Source organism: Pseudoalteromonas atlantica (genome assembly GCA_007988745.1).
Taxonomy (GTDB): Bacteria; Pseudomonadota; Gammaproteobacteria; order Enterobacterales; family Alteromonadaceae; genus Pseudoalteromonas; species Pseudoalteromonas atlantica.
Genome location: BJUT01000001.1, coordinates 435,558 through 454,785 on the forward strand (window position 1 = coordinate 435,558; position 19,228 = coordinate 454,785).

The 19,228-nt window shown below is 40.6% G+C and carries 17 protein-coding genes; 4 read left to right on the plus strand and 13 right to left on the minus strand.

What is annotated here, in order from left to right:
* Positions 1 to 65 precede the first annotated feature (65 nt).
* The 6 genes from odhB to sdhC form a co-directional block, all read right to left on the minus strand.
* Positions 66 to 1,589, minus strand: coding sequence for a 2-oxoglutarate dehydrogenase complex dihydrolipoyllysine-residue succinyltransferase (gene odhB / locus PAT01_RS01925; protein WP_024033546.1), 1,524 nt, complete (start codon positions 1,587 to 1,589; stop codon positions 66 to 68).
* Positions 1,590 to 1,592: 3 nt separating this feature from the next.
* Positions 1,593 to 4,412, minus strand: a complete 2,820-nt coding sequence (locus PAT01_RS01930) for a 2-oxoglutarate dehydrogenase E1 component (protein ID WP_154944545.1) — start codon at positions 4,410 to 4,412, stop codon at positions 1,593 to 1,595.
* A gap of 89 nt (positions 4,413 to 4,501) precedes the next feature.
* Complete coding sequence (locus tag PAT01_RS01935) at positions 4,502 to 5,218, minus strand: succinate dehydrogenase iron-sulfur subunit (RefSeq protein ID WP_004586682.1); 717 nt, start codon at positions 5,216 to 5,218, stop codon at positions 4,502 to 4,504.
* Positions 5,219 to 5,228: 10 nt separating this feature from the next.
* Complete coding sequence (sdhA, locus tag PAT01_RS01940; RefSeq protein ID WP_004586683.1) at positions 5,229 to 7,001, minus strand: succinate dehydrogenase flavoprotein subunit; 1,773 nt, start codon at positions 6,999 to 7,001, stop codon at positions 5,229 to 5,231.
* A complete protein-coding gene (gene sdhD / locus PAT01_RS01945) occupies positions 7,002 to 7,349 on the minus strand; it encodes a succinate dehydrogenase, hydrophobic membrane anchor protein (protein WP_004586684.1) in 348 nt (115 codons plus the stop codon).
* Positions 7,340 to 7,717, minus strand: a complete 378-nt coding sequence (gene sdhC / locus PAT01_RS01950; protein WP_084554498.1) for a succinate dehydrogenase, cytochrome b556 subunit — start codon at positions 7,715 to 7,717, stop codon at positions 7,340 to 7,342. Before sdhC ends, sdhD begins: the two co-directional genes overlap by 10 nt.
* A gap of 416 nt (positions 7,718 to 8,133) precedes the next feature.
* Between sdhC and PAT01_RS01955 the strand changes: the two genes are divergently transcribed.
* The 3 genes from PAT01_RS01955 (at position 8,134) to PAT01_RS01965 (ending at position 11,187) form a co-directional block, all read left to right on the plus strand.
* Entirely contained in the window at positions 8,134 to 9,420 is a 1,287-nt protein-coding gene (locus PAT01_RS01955; RefSeq protein ID WP_004586686.1) for a citrate synthase, read from the plus strand.
* A gap of 110 nt (positions 9,421 to 9,530) precedes the next feature.
* On the plus strand, positions 9,531 to 10,757 hold the full coding sequence (locus PAT01_RS01960; protein ID WP_154944548.1) for an aminotransferase class V-fold PLP-dependent enzyme: 1,227 nt from the start codon (positions 9,531 to 9,533) through the stop codon (positions 10,755 to 10,757).
* Between the two features lie 13 nt (positions 10,758 to 10,770).
* Positions 10,771 to 11,187: a SufE family protein gene (locus PAT01_RS01965; RefSeq protein ID WP_004586688.1), complete on the plus strand. Its 417-nt coding sequence runs from the start codon at positions 10,771 to 10,773 to the stop codon at positions 11,185 to 11,187.
* Position 11,188: 1 nt separating this feature from the next.
* On the opposite strand, the gene tcdA is transcribed toward PAT01_RS01965, so the two are convergent.
* The 7 genes from tcdA to PAT01_RS02000 are packed head-to-tail and all read right to left on the minus strand — an operon-like array spanning position 11,189 to position 18,650.
* On the minus strand, positions 11,189 to 11,992 hold the full coding sequence (gene tcdA, locus PAT01_RS01970; protein ID WP_154944550.1) for a tRNA cyclic N6-threonylcarbamoyladenosine(37) synthase TcdA: 804 nt from the start codon (positions 11,990 to 11,992) through the stop codon (positions 11,189 to 11,191).
* Positions 11,993 to 12,664 carry a TIGR01621 family pseudouridine synthase gene (locus PAT01_RS01975; RefSeq protein WP_154944552.1) on the minus strand — a complete coding sequence of 224 codons (672 nt, stop codon included), beginning with the start codon at positions 12,662 to 12,664 and terminating at the stop codon, positions 11,993 to 11,995.
* A gap of 2 nt (positions 12,665 to 12,666) precedes the next feature.
* Positions 12,667 to 13,428, minus strand: coding sequence for a 3-deoxy-manno-octulosonate cytidylyltransferase (kdsB, locus tag PAT01_RS01980; protein WP_154944554.1), 762 nt, complete (start codon positions 13,426 to 13,428; stop codon positions 12,667 to 12,669).
* A complete protein-coding gene (locus tag PAT01_RS01985; RefSeq protein ID WP_004586692.1) occupies positions 13,416 to 13,613 on the minus strand; it encodes a Trm112 family protein in 198 nt (65 codons plus the stop codon). The genes kdsB and PAT01_RS01985 overlap by 13 nt, the downstream gene beginning before the upstream one ends.
* Complete coding sequence (lpxK, locus tag PAT01_RS01990) at positions 13,603 to 14,583, minus strand: tetraacyldisaccharide 4'-kinase (RefSeq protein WP_154944556.1); 981 nt, start codon at positions 14,581 to 14,583, stop codon at positions 13,603 to 13,605. Before lpxK ends, PAT01_RS01985 begins: the two co-directional genes overlap by 11 nt.
* On the minus strand, positions 14,580 to 16,325 hold the full coding sequence (gene msbA, locus PAT01_RS01995) for a lipid A export permease/ATP-binding protein MsbA (protein ID WP_004586694.1): 1,746 nt from the start codon (positions 16,323 to 16,325) through the stop codon (positions 14,580 to 14,582). The genes lpxK and msbA overlap by 4 nt, the downstream gene beginning before the upstream one ends.
* Before the next feature lie 60 nt (positions 16,326 to 16,385).
* Complete coding sequence (locus PAT01_RS02000) at positions 16,386 to 18,650, minus strand: DNA internalization-related competence protein ComEC/Rec2 (protein WP_154944558.1); 2,265 nt, start codon at positions 18,648 to 18,650, stop codon at positions 16,386 to 16,388.
* On the opposite strand from PAT01_RS02000, the gene PAT01_RS02005 reads away from it, so the two are divergent.
* A complete protein-coding gene (locus PAT01_RS02005; protein WP_024033538.1) occupies positions 18,630 to 19,142 on the plus strand; it encodes a DUF2062 domain-containing protein in 513 nt (170 codons plus the stop codon). The genes PAT01_RS02000 and PAT01_RS02005 overlap by 21 nt on opposite strands.
* Positions 19,143 to 19,228: the final 86 nt, after the last annotated feature.

Consider the following 19,228-nt stretch of genomic DNA (forward strand, 5'->3'; position numbering starts at 1 on the left):
AACACCAAAGGCGCAAAAAAAAAGCTGTGAATTGTCATTCACAGCTTATATTTCATACTACTCGATTAAACATCCAGTAATAAGCGAGTTGGATCTTCAAGTAACTCTTTAATAGTTACTAAGAAACCAACAGATTCTTTACCATCGATTTGGCGGTGATCGTAAGATAGTGCCAAATACATCATAGGAAGAATTTCAACTTTACCATTTACAGCCATAGGACGCTCTTGGATTTTGTGCATACCCAAGATTGATGACTGTGGTAAGTTAATAATAGGTGTAGAAAGTAACGAACCAAATACACCACCGTTAGTAATGGTAAAGTTACCACCTGTCATATCGTCAAGTGTTAGTTTACCGTCACGGCCTTTAAGGGCTAATTCACGAATACCTTTCTCGATTTCAGCAACAGATAGCTTGTCGCAATCTTTAAGTACTGGTGTAACTAAACCACGTGGTGTAGATACAGCGATGCTGATATCAAAGTAATTGTGGTAAACAATGTCGTCACCATCAATTGATGCATTTACGTCAGGGAAACGCTTAAGTGCTTCAGTTACTGCTTTCACGTAGAAAGACATAAAGCCTAAACGAATACCGTGACGCTTCTCGAATACTTCTTGGTACTGCTTACGAAGGTCCATGATAGGTTTCATGTTTACTTCGTTAAATGTAGTTAACATTGCTGTTGAGTTTTTCGCTTCTAATAAACGATTAGCAATAGTTTTACGTAGGCGCGTCATTGGTACACGTTTTTGTGTACGGTCACCCATCGGTGCAGCAGGTGCTGAAGCAGCTTCTTTTTTAGCAGCTGGAGCAGGTGCTTTTAAGAAAGTATCAACGTCTTCTTTAGTTACACGGCCGTTTTTACCTGTGCCTTTAATTTTAGACGCATCAAGCCCTTTTTCAGCGATTAAACGACGTACAGACGGCGTTAACACATCTGAGCTATCGTTAGACTCACTTGCAGCAGGCGCTTCCTCTGCTTTAGCTGCAGGTGCCGCTGGAGCGCCGCCCGCTTTAACGTTACCAATAACTTGTTCGCCAAGTACAGTATCGCCTTCTGCGTTTAGTTGCTCGCCCATGATACCGTCTTCTTGAGCTACTACTTCAAGAACAACTTTATCAGTTTCAATATCTACCAAGTTTTGGTCGCGAGTTACCGCTTCACCTGGTTGTACATGCCATGTAGCAATTGTTGCGTCTGCAACTGATTCTGGAAGTACAGGTACTTTAATGTCCACTTCTTTACCTTCTGATGCTGGAGCTGATTGCGCCGCAGGCGCGTCTTCTGATTTTTCAGGTGCGGCTTCTTCTTTAGCCGGAGCACTGTCACTTGCTGGTGCTGCATCAGCATCACCAAGTAAACCGATAACTTGGTCGCCAAGTACCGTTGCACCTTCTTCTTGTGATATTTCAGTAATTACACCGTCATTTTGTGCAACCACTTCTAAAACCACTTTATCTGTTTCAATGTCTACTAAGTTTTGGTCACGGCTTACTTTGTCGCCTACACTTACATGCCATGTAGCAACGGTAGCATCCGCAACCGACTCAGGAAGAACAGGAACTTTAATTTCTGTGCTCATTGCTTATCCTTTCTTTTGTATAGTAAGCGCGTCTGCAACGAGCGCTTGTTGTTCTTTAGTATGTACTGACATGTAACCACACGCTGGAGATGCCGACGCCTTACGCCCTGCGTAAGTCAATTTAGCACCCTGTGGGATTGCATCAATAAAGTGATGTTGCGAACAGTACCAAGCACCTTGGTTTTGTGGCTCTTCTTGACACCAAACAAAATCAGTAACGTGTTGGTAACGTTCCATAATCGTGTCCATTTCTGCATGTGGGAACGGGTATAACTGCTCCACACGTACAATCGCAATGTTGTCTTGCTCAAGCTTACGACGCTCTTGTAATAGTTCGTAGTAAACTTTACCACTACAAAATACTACGCGTTCTACTTTCTCAGGGTTAATATCATCGATTTCGTCGATCATATTGTGGAATACACCTTGTGAAAGTTCTTCAAGTGAAGATACCGCAAGTGGGTGACGAAGTAGTGATTTTGGTGTCATTACAATCAATGGACGACGAAGTGGTCTAACTGATTGACGACGAAGCATAGCGTAAACTTGTGCAGGTGTTGAAGGAACACACACTTGCATGTTGTGATCGGCACAAAGCTGTAAAAAACGCTCTAAACGTGCAGAACTATGCTCTGGGCCTTGACCTTCATATCCATGCGGAAGCAAACATGTTAAGCCACATAAACGGCCCCATTTTTGCTCACCAGAGCTTAAGAACTGGTCAAATACGACTTGTGCACCATTTGCGAAGTCACCAAACTGGGCTTCCCAAAGGACTAATGATGTAGGTTCAGCTGTTGCATAACCATATTCAAAAGCAAGTACCGCTTCTTCTGATAAAACAGAATCAAATACTTCAAAAGTACCTTGGTCTTCACTTAAATTTTGAAGAGGTAAGTAAGTTGAACCATCCGACTGGCTATGTACTACAGCATGGCGGTGGAAGAAAGTACCACGCCCTGAGTCTTGGCCAGTTAAACGTATATCTGTGCCTTCAGAGGCAATTGTTGCATAAGCAAGTGTTTCTGCCATACCCCAATCTAGTGGTTTTTCGCCACTTGCCATAAACTTACGGTCATCGTAAATCTTTTTAACACGAGACTGTGCTTTATATTGCTCAGGGAACTGCGCAACTTGTTCGCCAAGTGCTTTTAGCTTATCTACTGGTACGCTTGCGTCATACTCAACATTCCACTCATGGCCAACATATTTAGCCCAATCAGATGAGTGCGAAGTTTCTGGCTGAATTTCTTCAACAACACAGTTGCCTTCATCTAAGCCGTTACGGTATTCATCAGCTAATGCTTTAATTTCACTCTCAGTGAATGAGCCTTCAGACATAAGTTGATCAGCGTAAATTAAACGCGGAACCGCATGCTTTTTAATTTTTTGGTACATAAGAGGCTGTGTTGCATTAGGCTCATCAGCTTCGTTATGACCATGGCGGCGATAACATACTAAATCGATTACTACGTCACGTTTAAACTGGTTTCTAAAATCAAGTGCAAGTTGTGTTACAAATGCAACGGCTTCAGGGTCATCAGAGTTAACGTGGAAGATTGGTGACTGAACCATTTTAGCAATGTCAGTACAGTAATCTGTAGAACGTACGTCGTCTTGTTTTGAAGTTGTAAAACCAACTTGGTTATTTACAACAATACGGATACTACCACCACATGAGAAGGCGTTTGTTTGCGACAAGTTAAATGTTTCTTGTACAACACCTTGGCCTGTAATCGCAGAATCACCGTGGATAGTAATAGGTAATGCTTTGCTACCTGAACTGTCACCTAAACGGTCTAAACGCGCTCTTACCGAGCCCATAACAACAGGGTTAACAATTTCTAGGTGAGAAGGGTTAAACGCAAGTGCCATATGAACGTTGCCACCTTTGGTCGCAAAGTCAGATGAATAACCCATATGGTATTTAACGTCACCAGAGCTTAACGTGTCTTTGTGTTTACCAGCAAACTCATCGAATAACTCAGATGGGTTTTTACCTAACACATTAACTAATACGTTTAAGCGACCACGGTGGGCCATACCAATAACTGCTTCTTTTTGCCCGCTTTCGCCGGCACGGTGAATAAGTTCTTTAAGCATAGGAACTAACGCATCACCACCTTCAAGTGAGAAACGCTTAGCACCAGGGAACTTTGCACCTAAATATTTTTCAAGACCATCTGCTGCGGTTAATCCTTTAAGGATACGCAGTTTTTCTTCTTTAGAAAAAGTAGGTCGTGATTGAACAGATTCTAAACGCTGTTGTAACCAACGCTTTTCTTCTGTTGATGTGATGTGCATATACTCAGCACCAATAGAACCACAATAGGTGGTTTTAAGTGCCTGGTATAGTTCACCTAAAGGCATAGTATCGCGGCCTACGGCAAACGATCCTACGTTAAATTCGCGGTCAAAATCAGCTTTAGATAAGTCGTGGTATTCTAGCTCTAAATCTCGAACACGCTCTCGTTGCCAAATGCCTAATGGATCTAGGTTAGCATTTTGGTGTCCTCGAAAGCGGAAAGCATTAATAAGTTGTAGTACTTTAACCTGTTTGAGGTCACCGCCACTACCCTCTGCTACCACTACCTCTCTATGCTTGTTTTTAGCAAGCGCCGCAAACTGTGAACGAACTTCTGAATGCTTTACTTCAACATCCACACCATCTACTTTTGGTAATTGTTCGAACACTTCTCGCCATTCTTCTGGCACAGAAGTCGCATCATCTAAATACGCTTCATAAAGCTCTTCTACATAAGCAACGTTGCCGCCGTTTAAATGTGAAGATTCTAGCCATGCCTTCATCACACCTTCGTGCATTTATAAGCCCTTTTCTTTAGCGCAGAAATTAATAGTTGTCATAACAAGATGGCTAATAAAAATATTAGCCATCTTACGTTACTAAGTGATTAAACCGCGCGGTTTAATAACATAGATTTAATTTGTCCAATTGCTTTGGTCGGGTTAAGACCTTTAGGACAAACGCTAACACAGTTCATGATACTGTGGCAACGGAACACACTGAACGCATCGTCTAAGTCTGCTAAACGTTCTTCAGTTGCCGTATCGCGGCTATCAGCCAAGAAACGGTAAGCATGAAGAAGGCCTGCTGGACCAATGAACTTGTCTGGATTCCACCAGAACGAAGGACACGATGTAGAACAACATGCACATAAAATACACTCGTAAAGTCCATCTAATTTATCACGTTCTTCAATAGATTGAAGACGCTCACCAGCCGCTGGCTGATCGTTAATTAGGTATGGTTTAACTTTTTCGTACTGAGTGTAGAACTGACTCATGTCAATAACAAGGTCACGTACCACAGGTAAGCCAGGTAAAGGACGAATTACAATAGTACCTTTGCCGCCTTTTTGCAGCGTAGATAATGGTGTAATACATGCTAAACCATTTTTACCATTCATGTTAACGCCATCAGAGCCACACACGCCTTCACGACATGAGCGACGGAATGATAATGTTGGATCTTGCTCTTTTAATAATAAAAGTGCATCCAATACCATCATGTCCTGACCTTCCTCTGTTTGCAAAGTATATTCTTGCATACGAGGTGCGTTATCAACATCCGGATTGTAACGATAAACTGAAAATTGTACTTGTGCCATCGTCTCGCTCCTAGTAGGTACGTGCTTTAGGTGGGAACGCTTCACGCGTCTTAGGCGCGTAGTTTACGTCACGCTTGCTCATTTCATCCGTTACCGGATTGAATACTGAGTGACATAACCAGTTTTCGTCATCACGATCTGGGTAGTCAAAGCGAGAGTGTGCACCACGGCTTTCAGTACGGAAGTTTGCAGCTACTGCAGTTGAGTAAGCTGTTTCCATTAAGTTGTCTAGTTCAAGACATTCGATACGCTGCGTGTTGAAGTCTGATGATTTATCATCAAGACGTGCATGCTGCAGACGTTCACGAATTTCTTTAAGCTCTTTAAGACCTGTCGCCATAGACTCACCTTCACGGAATACCGAGAAGTTAAGCTGCATACATTGTTGTAGGTCTTTTTTGATTTGAACTGGGTCTTCACCTTGGCCAGCCGTTGAATTTTCCCAACGGTTAAAGCGTGCAAGAGACGCGTCAATATCAGATGCTGTCGGTGCTTTAGTAATTTCAACTTCGTTTAGGTATTTACCTAGGAAGTTACCCGCAGCACGGCCAAATACAACTAAATCAAGTAATGAGTTACCACCTAGGCGGTTTGCACCATGTACAGATACACAGGCAATTTCACCTACTGCAAATAAGCCTTCTACTACTTTTTCGTTGCCGTTAGCATCGATTTGTAGCGCTTGACCATTTACGTTAGTTGGAACACCACCCATCATGTAGTGACAAGTTGGTATTACTGGAATTGGCTCTTTAGCAGGGTCAACGTGTGCGAAAGTTTTAGCAAGGTCACATACGCCTGGTAGACGTAAGTTAAGCGTTTCTTCACCTAAGTGGTCAAGTTTCAGCTTAAGGTGTGGACCCCAAGGACCATCACAGCCACGGCCTTCACGGATTTCAGTCATCATTGAACGTGCTACAACGTCACGAGACGCTAAGTCTTTAGCGTTTGGTGCATAACGTTCCATGAAGCGTTCGCCATCTTTATTTAAAAGATAACCACCTTCACCACGACAACCTTCCGTTACAAGTGTACCAGCGCCTGCAATACCCGTTGGGTGGAATTGCCACATTTCCATATCTTGCATAGCAACGCCTGCACGGGCTGCCATACCAACACCATCACCCGTATTAATGTGAGCATTGGTTGTTGATGCGAAAATACGACCAGCACCGCCGGTTGCAAGTACAACAGCTTTTGATTTGAAGAAAGTGATTTCACCTGTTTCAATCTCAATTGCTGTACAGCCTACTACATCGCCATTGTCGTTTTTAACTAAATCTAGTGCATACCACTCAGAGAATACATTAGTTTGGTTTTTAACGTTTTGTTGGTATAGAAGGTGTAATAAAGCGTGACCAGTACGGTCAGCTGCTGCTGCAGTACGTGCAGCTTGTTCACCACCAAAGTTTTTCGATTGACCACCGAAAGGACGTTGGTAAACACGGCCATTTTCAAAACGAGAAAATGGTAAACCCATGTTTTCTAATTCAGTAATAGCTTCTGGGCCTGTTTGACACATGTATTCGATAGCGTCTTGGTCACCGATAAAATCGGAACCTTTAACGGTATCGTACATATGCCATTCCCAGTTGTCTTCGTGTGAATTACCTAGCGCTACTGTAATACCACCCTGTGCAGATACAGTGTGTGAGCGTGTTGGGAATACTTTAGATATTAATGCACACGTTTTGCCAGATTCGGTAATGGCAAGAGCGGCGCGCATACCAGCACCACCTGCACCAATTACTACGGCGTCAAATTCACGAACAGAATATTTCACTTAAACACCCCATAAAACGATTAGACCAATAGCTACGTAAGCAACGGCCATCAGGTTTAATACAAAGCCTAAAACAGCGCGTAGTTTAGCGTTTTTAACGTAATCCGTTAAAACTTGCCAAAGGCCAATGCGGGTATGAACCATCATGCATACAAGAGTAATAAGTGTAAAACCCTTCATTGCTAGATTAGAGAATAGGCCTGTCCAGGCTTCGAAAGTGACTTCTGGCGTTGCTAAAAAATAGCCGATAATAAAAATCGCGTATGCGGTGATTACTAGTGCCGTGGTACGTAAAGATACGAAATCTTGTACACCATCACGTTTAAGAGTTGCTTGATTTAAGACCATATCCACACCCCTGCCAGTACGGCAAATACAACGCCAAGTGCCATTGCAATTTTAGCGCTAAGGTTACCTGATTCAAGTTCTTCCCAGTGGCCCATATCCATAATGATGTGACGGATACCACCAATAAGGTGATAACCCAATACAGAAAGTGTGCCCCAAGCTATGAATTTGGCAATGAATCCGCTAAACAGACCCTTGACGAATTCAAAACCTTCAGCTGAAGAAAGAGACTCAGACCAAGCCCAAATGACAAACGTTAAAGCAAAAAATAATGCAACACCGGTGACGCGGTGAAAGATTGATGCTTTAGCCGTTGCCGGCATAGATATAGTTGTTAGATCTAGATTTACAGGTCTTTGCTTTTTCACAGTTACTTGCCCATCTTGCTCACATTGGAGCTCATCTACTTGTTTTTCTAAAACCCACCAAAATTTCTGGTGGAACTATCAAAGTAAACGTGTCAATACAGCAAAAGTTCACAAATCTGCAAAAATTACGCTGTAAAAATATGTTTACCTAAATACAAAGCGGTTTAAAACCTCAGATAGTATATATACCCAAAGGTTGTTTTACAATTCTTGTTTAGTTAGAGACGTTTGCGAATTAGCCGATAGTATAATATTTAATTAATACCGAATATTTATTATACATATATGCATAATGTTTATAAAAATTGACTTTAACCCCCTCTTTCACGTTAAAATGCGAAGATGTGCTTAAAACAAGATTTCAGAACTTTAAAAATCTAAAAATCAGAATAGATATCTTAATAGGAGATACATAGATGGCAGATAAAAAAGCCACAGTCCATATTGATGGACTAGATCCAATCGAACTTCCAATTTATCAAGGCACTGCTGGCCAAGATGTGATCGACGTACGTACGTTAGGTTCACACGGTCACTTTACTTATGACCCAGGTTTCATGTCGACTGGCTCTTGTGAATCTGCAATCACCTACATTGATGGTGGTAAAGGTGTATTACTTCACCGTGGTTACCCAATTGAGCAATTAGCTGAAGACTCTAACTACATCGAGCTTTGTTACTTACTATTAAACGGTGAGTTACCAACTAAAGAGCAATACGATGCATTTGCAAAAGAAATCACGCATAACACCATGCTTGATGAGAAAATTGCTAACTTTTTCCAAGGTTTCCGCTTCGATGCTCACCCAATGGCAATGCTATGTGGTGTAGTAGGCGCATTATCTTCTTTTTACCACGAAGATCTTGATATTACTGATGCAAGCCAACGTAAAACAAGCGCGATTAAACTTGTCGCTAAATTACCGACTATTGCAGCTATGGCGTACAAAACAAACATTGGTCAACCGTTTGTTTACCCACGTAATGATTTAAGCTACGCAGAAAACTTCTTACACATGATGTTCTCTGTACCGGCTGAAGAATACAAAGTTAACCCTGTGACAGCTAAAGCAATGGATAAAATCTTCATGCTTCATGCTGATCATGAGCAAAACGCTTCAACGTCAACAGTACGTTTAGCAGGTTCTTCAGGCGCTAACCCATATGCATGTATTGCAGCGGGTATCGCATCTCTTTGGGGCCCTGCTCACGGCGGTGCTAACGAAGCATGTTTAAACATGTTAGAAGAGATAGGTTCTGTTGATCGTATTGATGAGTACGTAGCAAAAGCAAAAGATAAGTCTGATCCGTTCCGTCTTATGGGCTTTGGTCACCGTGTTTACAAAAACTTCGACCCACGCGCTACAGTAATGCGTCAAACGTGTCACGAAGTATTAGAAGAGCTTAACATTCAAGATCCGCTTCTTGATATTGCAATGAAGCTTGAACAAATTGCCCTTGAAGACCCATACTTTGTAGAGAAGAAACTTTACCCTAACGTTGATTTCTACTCAGGTATTATCTTAAAAGCGATTGGTATTCCAACAAGCATGTTCACTGTAATTTTTGCAATGGCACGTACTGTTGGTTGGATCACTCACTGGGATGAGATGCTATCTCAACCTGGTCACAAGATCAGCCGCCCTCGTCAAATGTATACTGGTTACACTCAACGTGACTTCGTATCAACTGACAAGCGCTAAGCTTAGTTAGTTAAAAAAGGCCGCTTTTGCGGCCTTTTTTGTGCGCTTTGCTTGTCAATTTTATGAAACCGATTACAATTCCTGCCTAAATTTATAGATGTTGAATAGCCATGCCTTCTCAAGAGTTTGATATAACAAAAATCCGCAACGACTTCCCTACTCTAAACCAAACCCTTAATGGCAACCCTTTAGTTTATTTAGACTCTGGCGCAACGTCGCAAAAGCCACAAAGCGTTATTGATGCAACGACTCGTTTTTATAATTTAGGCAACGCAAACGTTCACAGAGGCCGCCACACTTTAAGCGAGCGCGCTACAGAACAATATGAAGCAGCAAGATTAAAAACAGCGGATTACTTTAACGTAAATGCTAAAGAAATCGTCTGGACAAAAGGCGCAACAGAGGCGCTAAATTTACTTGCTCATGGCCTACAAAGGCAAATTACTGGTGAAGATACGGTATTAATTACCCCCCTTGAGCACCACGCTAATATTGTTCCTTGGCAGGTATTAACGCAAAATACAGGGGCTACGCTATCTGCACTCCCCCTTGAGCAAAACGCGACGTTTAATATAGCGCGCTGTATAGACATGATCACGCACACTAAAGCAAAGGTAATGTGTATCAGCCAAGCGTCTAACGCATTAGGTAATATTACCAATTTAGCGCCATTAATAGCTGCAGCGAAAGCAGTCGGCACGTTAGTTGTAGTTGATGGCGCACAAGGAGCCATGCATTTACGCCCTAATTTAAAGCAGCTTGGATGTGATTTTTATGTATTCTCAGCGCATAAAATGCTTGGTCCTACGGGTGTAGGGGGCTTATATGGTCGCTATGAATTACTTAATGCGCTTACCCCATATCAAACGGGTGGTGAGATGATAGATACTGTAACGCTTGAAAAAAGCAGCTACAGAGACGCTCCTGCTAAATTTGAGACCGGCACCCCAAATATAGCCGGTGTCATTGGCTTCAGTGCAGCAATTGATTATTTATCAGCCCTAAACATAGAACAGTTACAGCGCCATGAGCAGGCTATTTTTAATTATGCAGCCACACAGTTGAGTAAAATTGACGGTATTACTATTTATAGCGACCTGAACAATAATATTGGCACCCTTAGTTTTAATTATAAAAGTGAACACCATTACGATTTGGCAACTTTGCTTGACGGATTTGGTATTGCAGTGCGCAGTGGACACCATTGTACGCAACCATTAATGCACCATTTAGGGGTAAAAGGCACTGTTCGAGCAAGCTTTGCATTTTATAATACCCATCAAGATGTTGATAATTTCATCAACGCCTTGAAAGAAACGATTGAATTATTAGACTAATTTAGGATAACTCATGACAAATACGTTTAAAAACGTAGTAAAACCTATACAACAGGCGCAATCTTGGCAGCAAAAATATCGCGAAATAATGCTTCTGGGCAAAACACTTCCCGCTTTAGCGGATGTACTTAAAACCGATGACGCACTGGTGCCAGGGTGTGAGAGCAAAGTGTGGATGTTTATGGAGTTTGACGATAGCGAGAATCGTTTAGTGGTTATTGGCGATTCAGACACTCGCATTGTAAAAGGCTTATTAGCGATAATTTTAGCGCTTTATAATGGCTTAACACCTGAAGAAGTCGTGAATATTAATGCGTATGACGAATTTGAAAAGTTAGGCTTAATTAAACACCTTAGTGCATCTCGAGGGAACGGAATAAAAGCCATGGTCGAGGCAATTCAAAGCATGGCAACTAACAAGCTCAATTAAACTATTGAGCTTGTTGTAAACGTTGTTTTTTATCTAAGTATTTACGTACCGCTTTAGCCGCTACAAAAAAGCCAAAACTTCCGGTGATCATAGTTACCGAGCCAAACCCGTTATTACAATCCATATTCATTGTACCATCAGCATTTTGTTTAGCATGGCATACACTTCCATCACTGCCTGGGTAAACAAGTTGCTCAGTTGAGTACACACAATCAATATTAAATTTGCGTTTAGGGTTGTTACTAAAATTATATTGTTTGCGTAAAATATAACGCACTTTAGCAAGTAGCGGATCTTGCGTGGTTTTAGCCACATCACCAAATGTTATTTGGCTAGGATCAGTTTGCCCACCCGCGCCACCAGTAGTAATAATAGGCATTTTATTGCGCTTACAATGAGCAATAAGCGCTGCTTTTTCTTTAACTGCATCAATACAGTCAATAACGTAATCAAAACCTTGAATATGCTCACGAATATTTTCAAGAGTAATAAAGTCATCTATCACAGTTACTTTACACTCTGGGTTTATCAGTTCGCAGCGGCTTTTCATTGCATCTACTTTGGCTTGGCCAATACTGCCGCTAAGTGCATGAATTTGCCTATTTACGTTAGTGGCGCAAATATCATCTAAATCAATTAAAGTGATTTTACCCACGCCTGTACGTGCTAAAGCTTCGGCGGTCCAACTTCCAACACCGCCTATCCCCACTACACAAAAATGGGCTTGTTGTAGCCAGTCAAATTGTTGGTTACCGTATAGGCGTTTGATCCCGCCAAAACGAATATCTGTTACTTTTTCGCTCATTTACCAATCCAGTTGCCATGGCGATTGCCATGCTTGAAATTCTTGATGATTAATTAATTGCTGGTACTCATCACCCGTAGTAGGTAGCAAAGAGCAATTAATTTGCTCCCCATACCATAAAAAACTTAACGCATAGGCATGAAGATACGCCCGCTCAGCTGCGGTGCCACTATAAAGTGTATCGCCTAAAATTGGCGCCCCTAAACTTTTTAATGCCACTCTAAGTTGGTGGGTTTTACCCGAATACGGCTTTAAAATATACGCTCTAAACCCCGGCTTATAACTAAAAGAATAAAAGCGGGTAATGGCCGGGTTTTGCAGGGTCGGTAAAAGCTTAAACATGCCCCTGCGAGACTTAGCCATATCACCTTTTATCCACCCTTGCTTTTTTTTAGGTTTAGCATTGCTTATAGCTAAATAAAACTTGTTTATTGCGTGCTCAGTAAAAAGAGACGTAAATTTAGCAGCGGCTTCTTTATTGCGACTAAGAATAATAAGGCCAGATGTCACTTTATCAAGGCGGTGAACAGCAAATAATTTTTCGCCAGTTTGCTGCTCAGCTAATACCACAAACCCTTTTTCACCTTCTGAGTGAAAATTAAGCCCCGCGGGTTTTTCAAATATATAAAAATCAGCGTGGCTAAACACTATGGGTAATTCACTTTTAACCATTATTAGGCTTGCTTAGCTTTTAGGTAGGCAATCACTTTTTCTAAATCCTCGGGCGTATCAACCCCAGCATGTGGCGTTACTTTGGCCTGCTCAATTTTGATAGCGTAACCATGGTACAACACCCTAAGTTGCTCTAGCGACTCAAGTACTTCAAGCGGCGATACACTTAACTCAATATACTGCTTAATGAAGCCCGCACGATAAGCATATATACCCACATGGCGCTGAAAAGGCGTTATATCTAACACACTGTCGTTATTTAACATTGCGCTTCTGTCAAACGGAATACTGGCACGTGAAAAATACAACGCATTTTTATTAATATCACTAACAACCTTCACGGCATTAGGATTAAAAACTTCGTCTTGCTCTTCAATGGCTACACTTAATGTTGCCATTGGCGCGCTTGAATTATTTAGTAAAGTGGCAACTTGCGATACGTTTTCGCTGGCAAGTAATGGCTCATCGCCTTGTACATTTACCACCAGGGTTTCTGCGTCTAGCTTAAGTAAGTCAACAACTTCTGCTAAACGTTCAGTACCCGATTGATGATCTTCTCGCGTCATCAGCACATCGTTTGTGAACAATTTAACAGCATCAAAAACTTTTTGATGATCGGTTGCAATAACCACTTTACTTGCACCTGACAAACACGCTTTTTCATACACGTGTTGAATCATAGGTTTACCGCATATGTCAGCTAATGGTTTGCCAGGCAAACGGGTAGACGCGTAACGTGCAGGTATAACAACTACGAATTCCACTTATCAACCTCATCTTGAGATAGCTCACGCGCTTCATTTTCTAAAAGTACCGGTATATCGTCGCGTACTGGGTATGCAAGTTTAGCTGCAGTACTAATAAGTTCTGCATTTTCTTTATCAAAACGAAGCTTTCCTTTACACACAGGACAAGCAATTATTTCAAGTAATTTTGTATCAAAGGCCATTGAGGATCCCTTTTTGTTTTAATAATAAATCTAATTTATGTATTACAGCGTCAGTAGGTTTTGCATTTACGGGTAGGTAGTACCAAGTACCTTTTGCAAAGTCTCTACATTTTACTGCATCTTTTTCTGTCATTAATACGTTATCATCATTAAATTGAGTAAAATCAGCCATGCTATAAGCATAGTGATCTCGGTAATGATGAGTTGAAAGCAGCTGAATATTTTGACCCTTTAATGAATCTTCAAAACGTTGTGGGTTACCAATGGCACTTACCGCATGGCCTTTTTCAATGGTTTTATTCACAGGGGTATTGTTAGCAACGTGTTTAAGTGCACCAGTTTGCAAAACGTAGCTGTGGGATGCATCTCCCCCGTTTTCAATCACTAAATCAACGCTATTTAATCTGTTTGTGGTTTCACGTAATGGCCCTGCAGGCATAACAAAGCCATTACCAAATCGCCTTTGGCTATCAACAATGCAGCACTCTATATCGCGCGCCATTTTATAATGCTGCATACCATCATCTGAGATTATGACATCCACACAAAATTGCTGCTCTAATAATGTAATGTTGGCTTTTCTATCGGGTCCGACAACAAGTGGACATTTTAAGCGATTAAATAAAAGTATTGGCTCATCACCAGCTTGTGCACTTGTTACGCCGCGCTCTACCACCAGCGGGTAGCTGTTGGCTTTACCGCCGTAACCTCGGCTGATAATGCCCACTTTTAGGCCTTGCTCTGACAAGTATTCGTAAAGCCATAACACAAATGGCGTTTTGCCATTTCCACCTACACTTATATTGCCCACCACAATCACTTTAGATTTAGCTTTAAAAGGCGTGGCAAAGCCAACCCTAAAAAGCCATTTCCTAATGCTTGAAATAAACCAAAAAAGCGCAGCTAATGGCAGTAAAAGTAGCGTTATAAAACTAAATGGTTTATACCAGCTTTGCTCTATTTTACTCACCCGTGCTCACCAAACTGCATTTTACATAGAGCTGAATAAGTACCATCTTTAGCTAATAAACTCTGATGATCGCCACTTTCAATCACCCGACCACCATCAATAACGTATATTTTGTCGCTGTTCTCAATGGTTGAAAGACGATGGGCAATGACTATAGACGTTTTGTCTTGCATAAGGGTATCAAGAGCTTGCTGAATTAGCTTTTCTGACTCTGTGTCTAAGGCTGAAGTTGCTTCATCTAAAATTAAAATAGGTGCATCTTTTAATATAGCGCGAGCAATTGCTATACGTTGACGTTGACCACCAGAGAGCATTACCCCGTTTTCACCGACCATGGTATTGAGTTGCTCAGGTAAGTCTTTAACAAATTCCCACACGTGGGCTTGTTTAACCACCTCTTCTAGTTGCTGCGGTGTTATTTCTCGGCTTATGCCATAACAAATATTATTGGCAATTGTGTCGTTAAATAACACAACTTGCTGAGATACTAAGGCAAACTGACGGCGTAAATCGGCCAGTTTATATTTCTCAAGCGCAACGCCATCTAATAAAATTTCACTTGGTGCTTCTAAATCATAATAACGCGGTAATAAATTAGAAATAGTCGATTTACCCGAGCCTGAACGCCCTACAAGCGCGATGCTTTCACCGGCTTTTATACTTATTGATAGGTTATTTAAAACAGCTTCATCTTTAGTTGGGTATTTAAAGGTAACGTTTTTAACCTCAATTTCGCCCTTCACCTTATCTACGGTGTAAGTACCTTTGTCTTTTTCAATTTCTTCATCTAAAACTAAAAAAATACTTTGCGCTGCAGAAATACCGCGCTGCATATCACTGTTCACGTTTGCTAATTGTTTAAGCGGGCGTAAAAGCATCATCATAGAAGAAATGAGTACCATAAAATCGCCAGAGCTGATCGTATCTATCATTGAAGGCATAGATACAACCCACAAAATAACAGCCATTGCACTTGCTGCAAGCACTTGAATTACCGACACGCTTAACGCTTTAGTGGCATCCATTTTAATACGTTGCTGGCGATTATGATTATTGATTTTTGAAAACTGGTCGATTTCTTGTTTTTGCCCACCAAAGCCATGAATAACTTTGTGTCCACTTAGCATTTGCTCAGAGCTACGGGTGACCTGCCCCATAGCAGACTGTATATTTTTTGAAATATGGCGAAAGCGTTTAGACACAAACGTTACAATAATTGCCACTAATGGAATGATCACTAAAAAAATCAGCGAAAGCTGCCAGCTGGTATAAAACATAAGGGCAAGTAGAAAAACGACAAAAGCGCCTTCTCTTACAACAATTAACAGTGCTTTGGTGATTGCTTGCTGAACTTGTTCTGTATCAAAAGTAATTTTTGAAATTAAATCACCTGTTGAGTTTTTATCATGAAACGAAACAGGCAAATGTAATATGTGTTCAAATAACTGCTGGCGTAACGAACGAACTACTTGCGAGCCTACATAGCTTAGGCAATACGAAGACATAAAATTAAACAGGCCACGCCCTATTACCAGCGCAATTACAACAAATGGGGCATAAGCTAACACTTCGCTATTACGTTGGTTTAGGCCTTCATCAATAAAGGGTTTCATTAATTGAATAAATAAAGCATCCATACCCGAATAGCCGATCATTCCAATAATAGCGACGAAGGCAACGCTTTTATAATCACCAACGTAAGAAATCAACCGTTTATAAATTTGTGTAGTACTTTGACTCATATTACTCTCGTTATACAATTACAGCCCTTATTGTATCCTTCAAACCGTTAAAACTAAACGTCAATCTTCTATAAACCAATAACTTTCGTGTTTGCGCGCCGTTGTCACTTTAAAGCTATCTTGATAAATACTTACCGTAATTTGCCCATCAAGTGCCGTAACATATTGTTTAGCATTTATAGCTTTGTAGCGCGAAACCACTTTTTCACTGGGAAATTGCCATTGGCCTTGAAAAGCTGTTGAATGAATAACCGTATGCGGATTTACATGGTTGATAAATTCCATGCTTGAAGACGTATCGCTGCCATGATGAGGGCTTAAAATCACATCGGCCTGTAATGAGTGAGTTTTGATAAGGCTCAGCTCACGTGCTTTAGAAATATCACCCGTTAATAACATAGTAAGTTGGGGTGATTTGATTAAAAGCACACACGAATTATCATTTTCGTTATTAAATGAGCTATCAGCAAAGCTGCTAATGTGCAATCCATTAAAGTTATAATCTAAAGAGATACACTGTGTGGTTGTGCCGTGTGGGTGAAAACGCTTAAAGCTTTCACCAAATCCTGCATTAATAAAATGTGCTGCGCCCCCTGCATGATCGTTGTCTTGATGGCTTATTATTGCATCACTGACGGTTAAGTTATGTGTTTTCAAATAAGGAATTAACACACTGTATGTACGGCTAAAACGGTTAAAATAACTAGGGCCAAAATCGTAAACCAGCGCTTGATTGTCTTTTTCGAGTAACGTCATTAATCCGTGCCCAACATCAAACACATGCAATTGCCAAAGAGGTTTTGGTAAATACAGATAATCTATTAATGTAACGCATAGAGGAATGAGTGCTAAACGTTTAAAGGGGCTAAACCAAGTGATTAGTATGCATAGATAAGCTGCGACTAAGTACAATGTAGGCGGTTTAGCTATATCTAACCATCTGTAATGCCAAGGGATTGCATCCATATACTTAAACAATGTTATAAGTACACTATCGAATAATAAAATGACGGGCGTTATATCTACCACAGCACTTATTATCGTAAATAGCAGCAAAAGTGGCATGATCGCCACGCTTAATAATGGAATTGCCAATAAATTAATAACCAACCCAGCAATACTTACCCCATTAAAATAAATAAGGGTAATAGGCAAAAGCCCAATAAATAAAGTAAGCTGAATAATACACAGCGCTATAAACACGCTAAGCCAATTATATTTAGTTTTAGGAAGGTGCTTTATAACAAGGAAAATAATTGCAACCGCAATAAAAGAAAAATATAAACCTGGGTTTAAAACATTAAAAGGATTGATGAGTAATACAGCGACTAAAGCATATAGAATGCTTCGCCAGCGCAGTGGCTGTTTGGCAATAAAGTAAAGACCTAATACACAACTCAACATAATAAATGCGCGAGTCGCTGAGAGTAAAAATTCACTTAAATACACATAGATAAATGCCGCTAACCAGCCGATAAAACTATAAATAATAGTTAAATTAATTGACTGCGATACATTAATTTTCAAAATGTATGCTGTGTACTTACTCAGTAAATAAAAACAGCTGAATATAAGCCCTATGTGCAACCCTGAAATGGCTAATAAATGGCTGAGCCCTAAACTTTGCATTGTTTGTTTATTTTCAAACGACATCAGTGATTTATCACCACTAAGCAATGCATAATAAAGCCAGTTAAGCGCTGTTTTTTGATAAGTGTGTTTTAAAAACGACCTGTATTTATAAATTATTGAAGGTGAAGCCGCGTTAGTAATGCGCAATTGCTTATTAAGTACTTTGCCTTTAAATAATATGCGTTGTTTAAAGGCATGCACATTATTATCAAACACACCGATATTTTTAATTGTTCTGAATTTTTTTAGCGCTATTATTGCCTCAAAAGTATCGCCCTGCTTAATAAGCTGTGCAGAATCGACACTTAACATGGCTTTAGGTGCTTTAAATTTGTGTATTTCATCCCCATTTAACTTTAATAACGTTGCTTTTATATACTGTGGTTGCTTTGCAGAGATAACCTCATCAACGAGAATTGTGGCAGGGTAAGCATAGTTATTTTCATCATTTGGCAATGTATAGCTATAAAACAGGTAAAAGTGCACAACAATGCAGCAAATAGCTAAAATAAACCCTAACAAAACATTCAAAAACGGCTTAAAATAGGCGCTCGCAATAAGGACAGATATTGTGATGACTGTAAATTCATGGGTTTGATAATAAAATACGGTTGAAATACAACCTATTACAAATCCAAGACTAATCCACACTGAAGTAAATGGTTGCTTGAAATGCCTAAGAAAACGATCCAACGATTTTTACCTGATCCTAATAAAATTAGGCATCATAAAACACTTAGAATATTCGGCCGCCTATTACAAGACGCCAACCTATGGCATTTAAACAGACGCTCTGCAAGGGGCGCATTTGCGGTTGGTTTATTTTTTGCGTTCATCCCTGTTCCCTTTCAAATGGTTTTAGCCGCTGCGGCAGCTATTGTATTTAGAGTTAACTTACCTATTTCTGTGGCATTAGTGTGGCTTACCAATCCACTGACTATGCCGCCAATATTTTACGGCTCATACCTTGTAGGTACGCTTGTTTTAAATCAACCAGAGCAGCATTTTGCATTTGAAGCCAGTTGGGCATGGTTCTTAGAAAGCCTTTCTACCATCGGTCCTGCATTTTTAATTGGCTCACTGGTGTGCGCTTCTGTTGCCGCTATTATTGCTTATTTAGGTATTGATATTATTTGGCGACGCTCTGTGCGCAAAGCCTGGTTAGCACGAAATACTAATACGTAATAAAGCCAACTATTAAAGTGCTCAAAGAGAATGACTTAATGAAGCAAATTGAGATAACTAATTAACGCCAAGTACTTTATTATAGA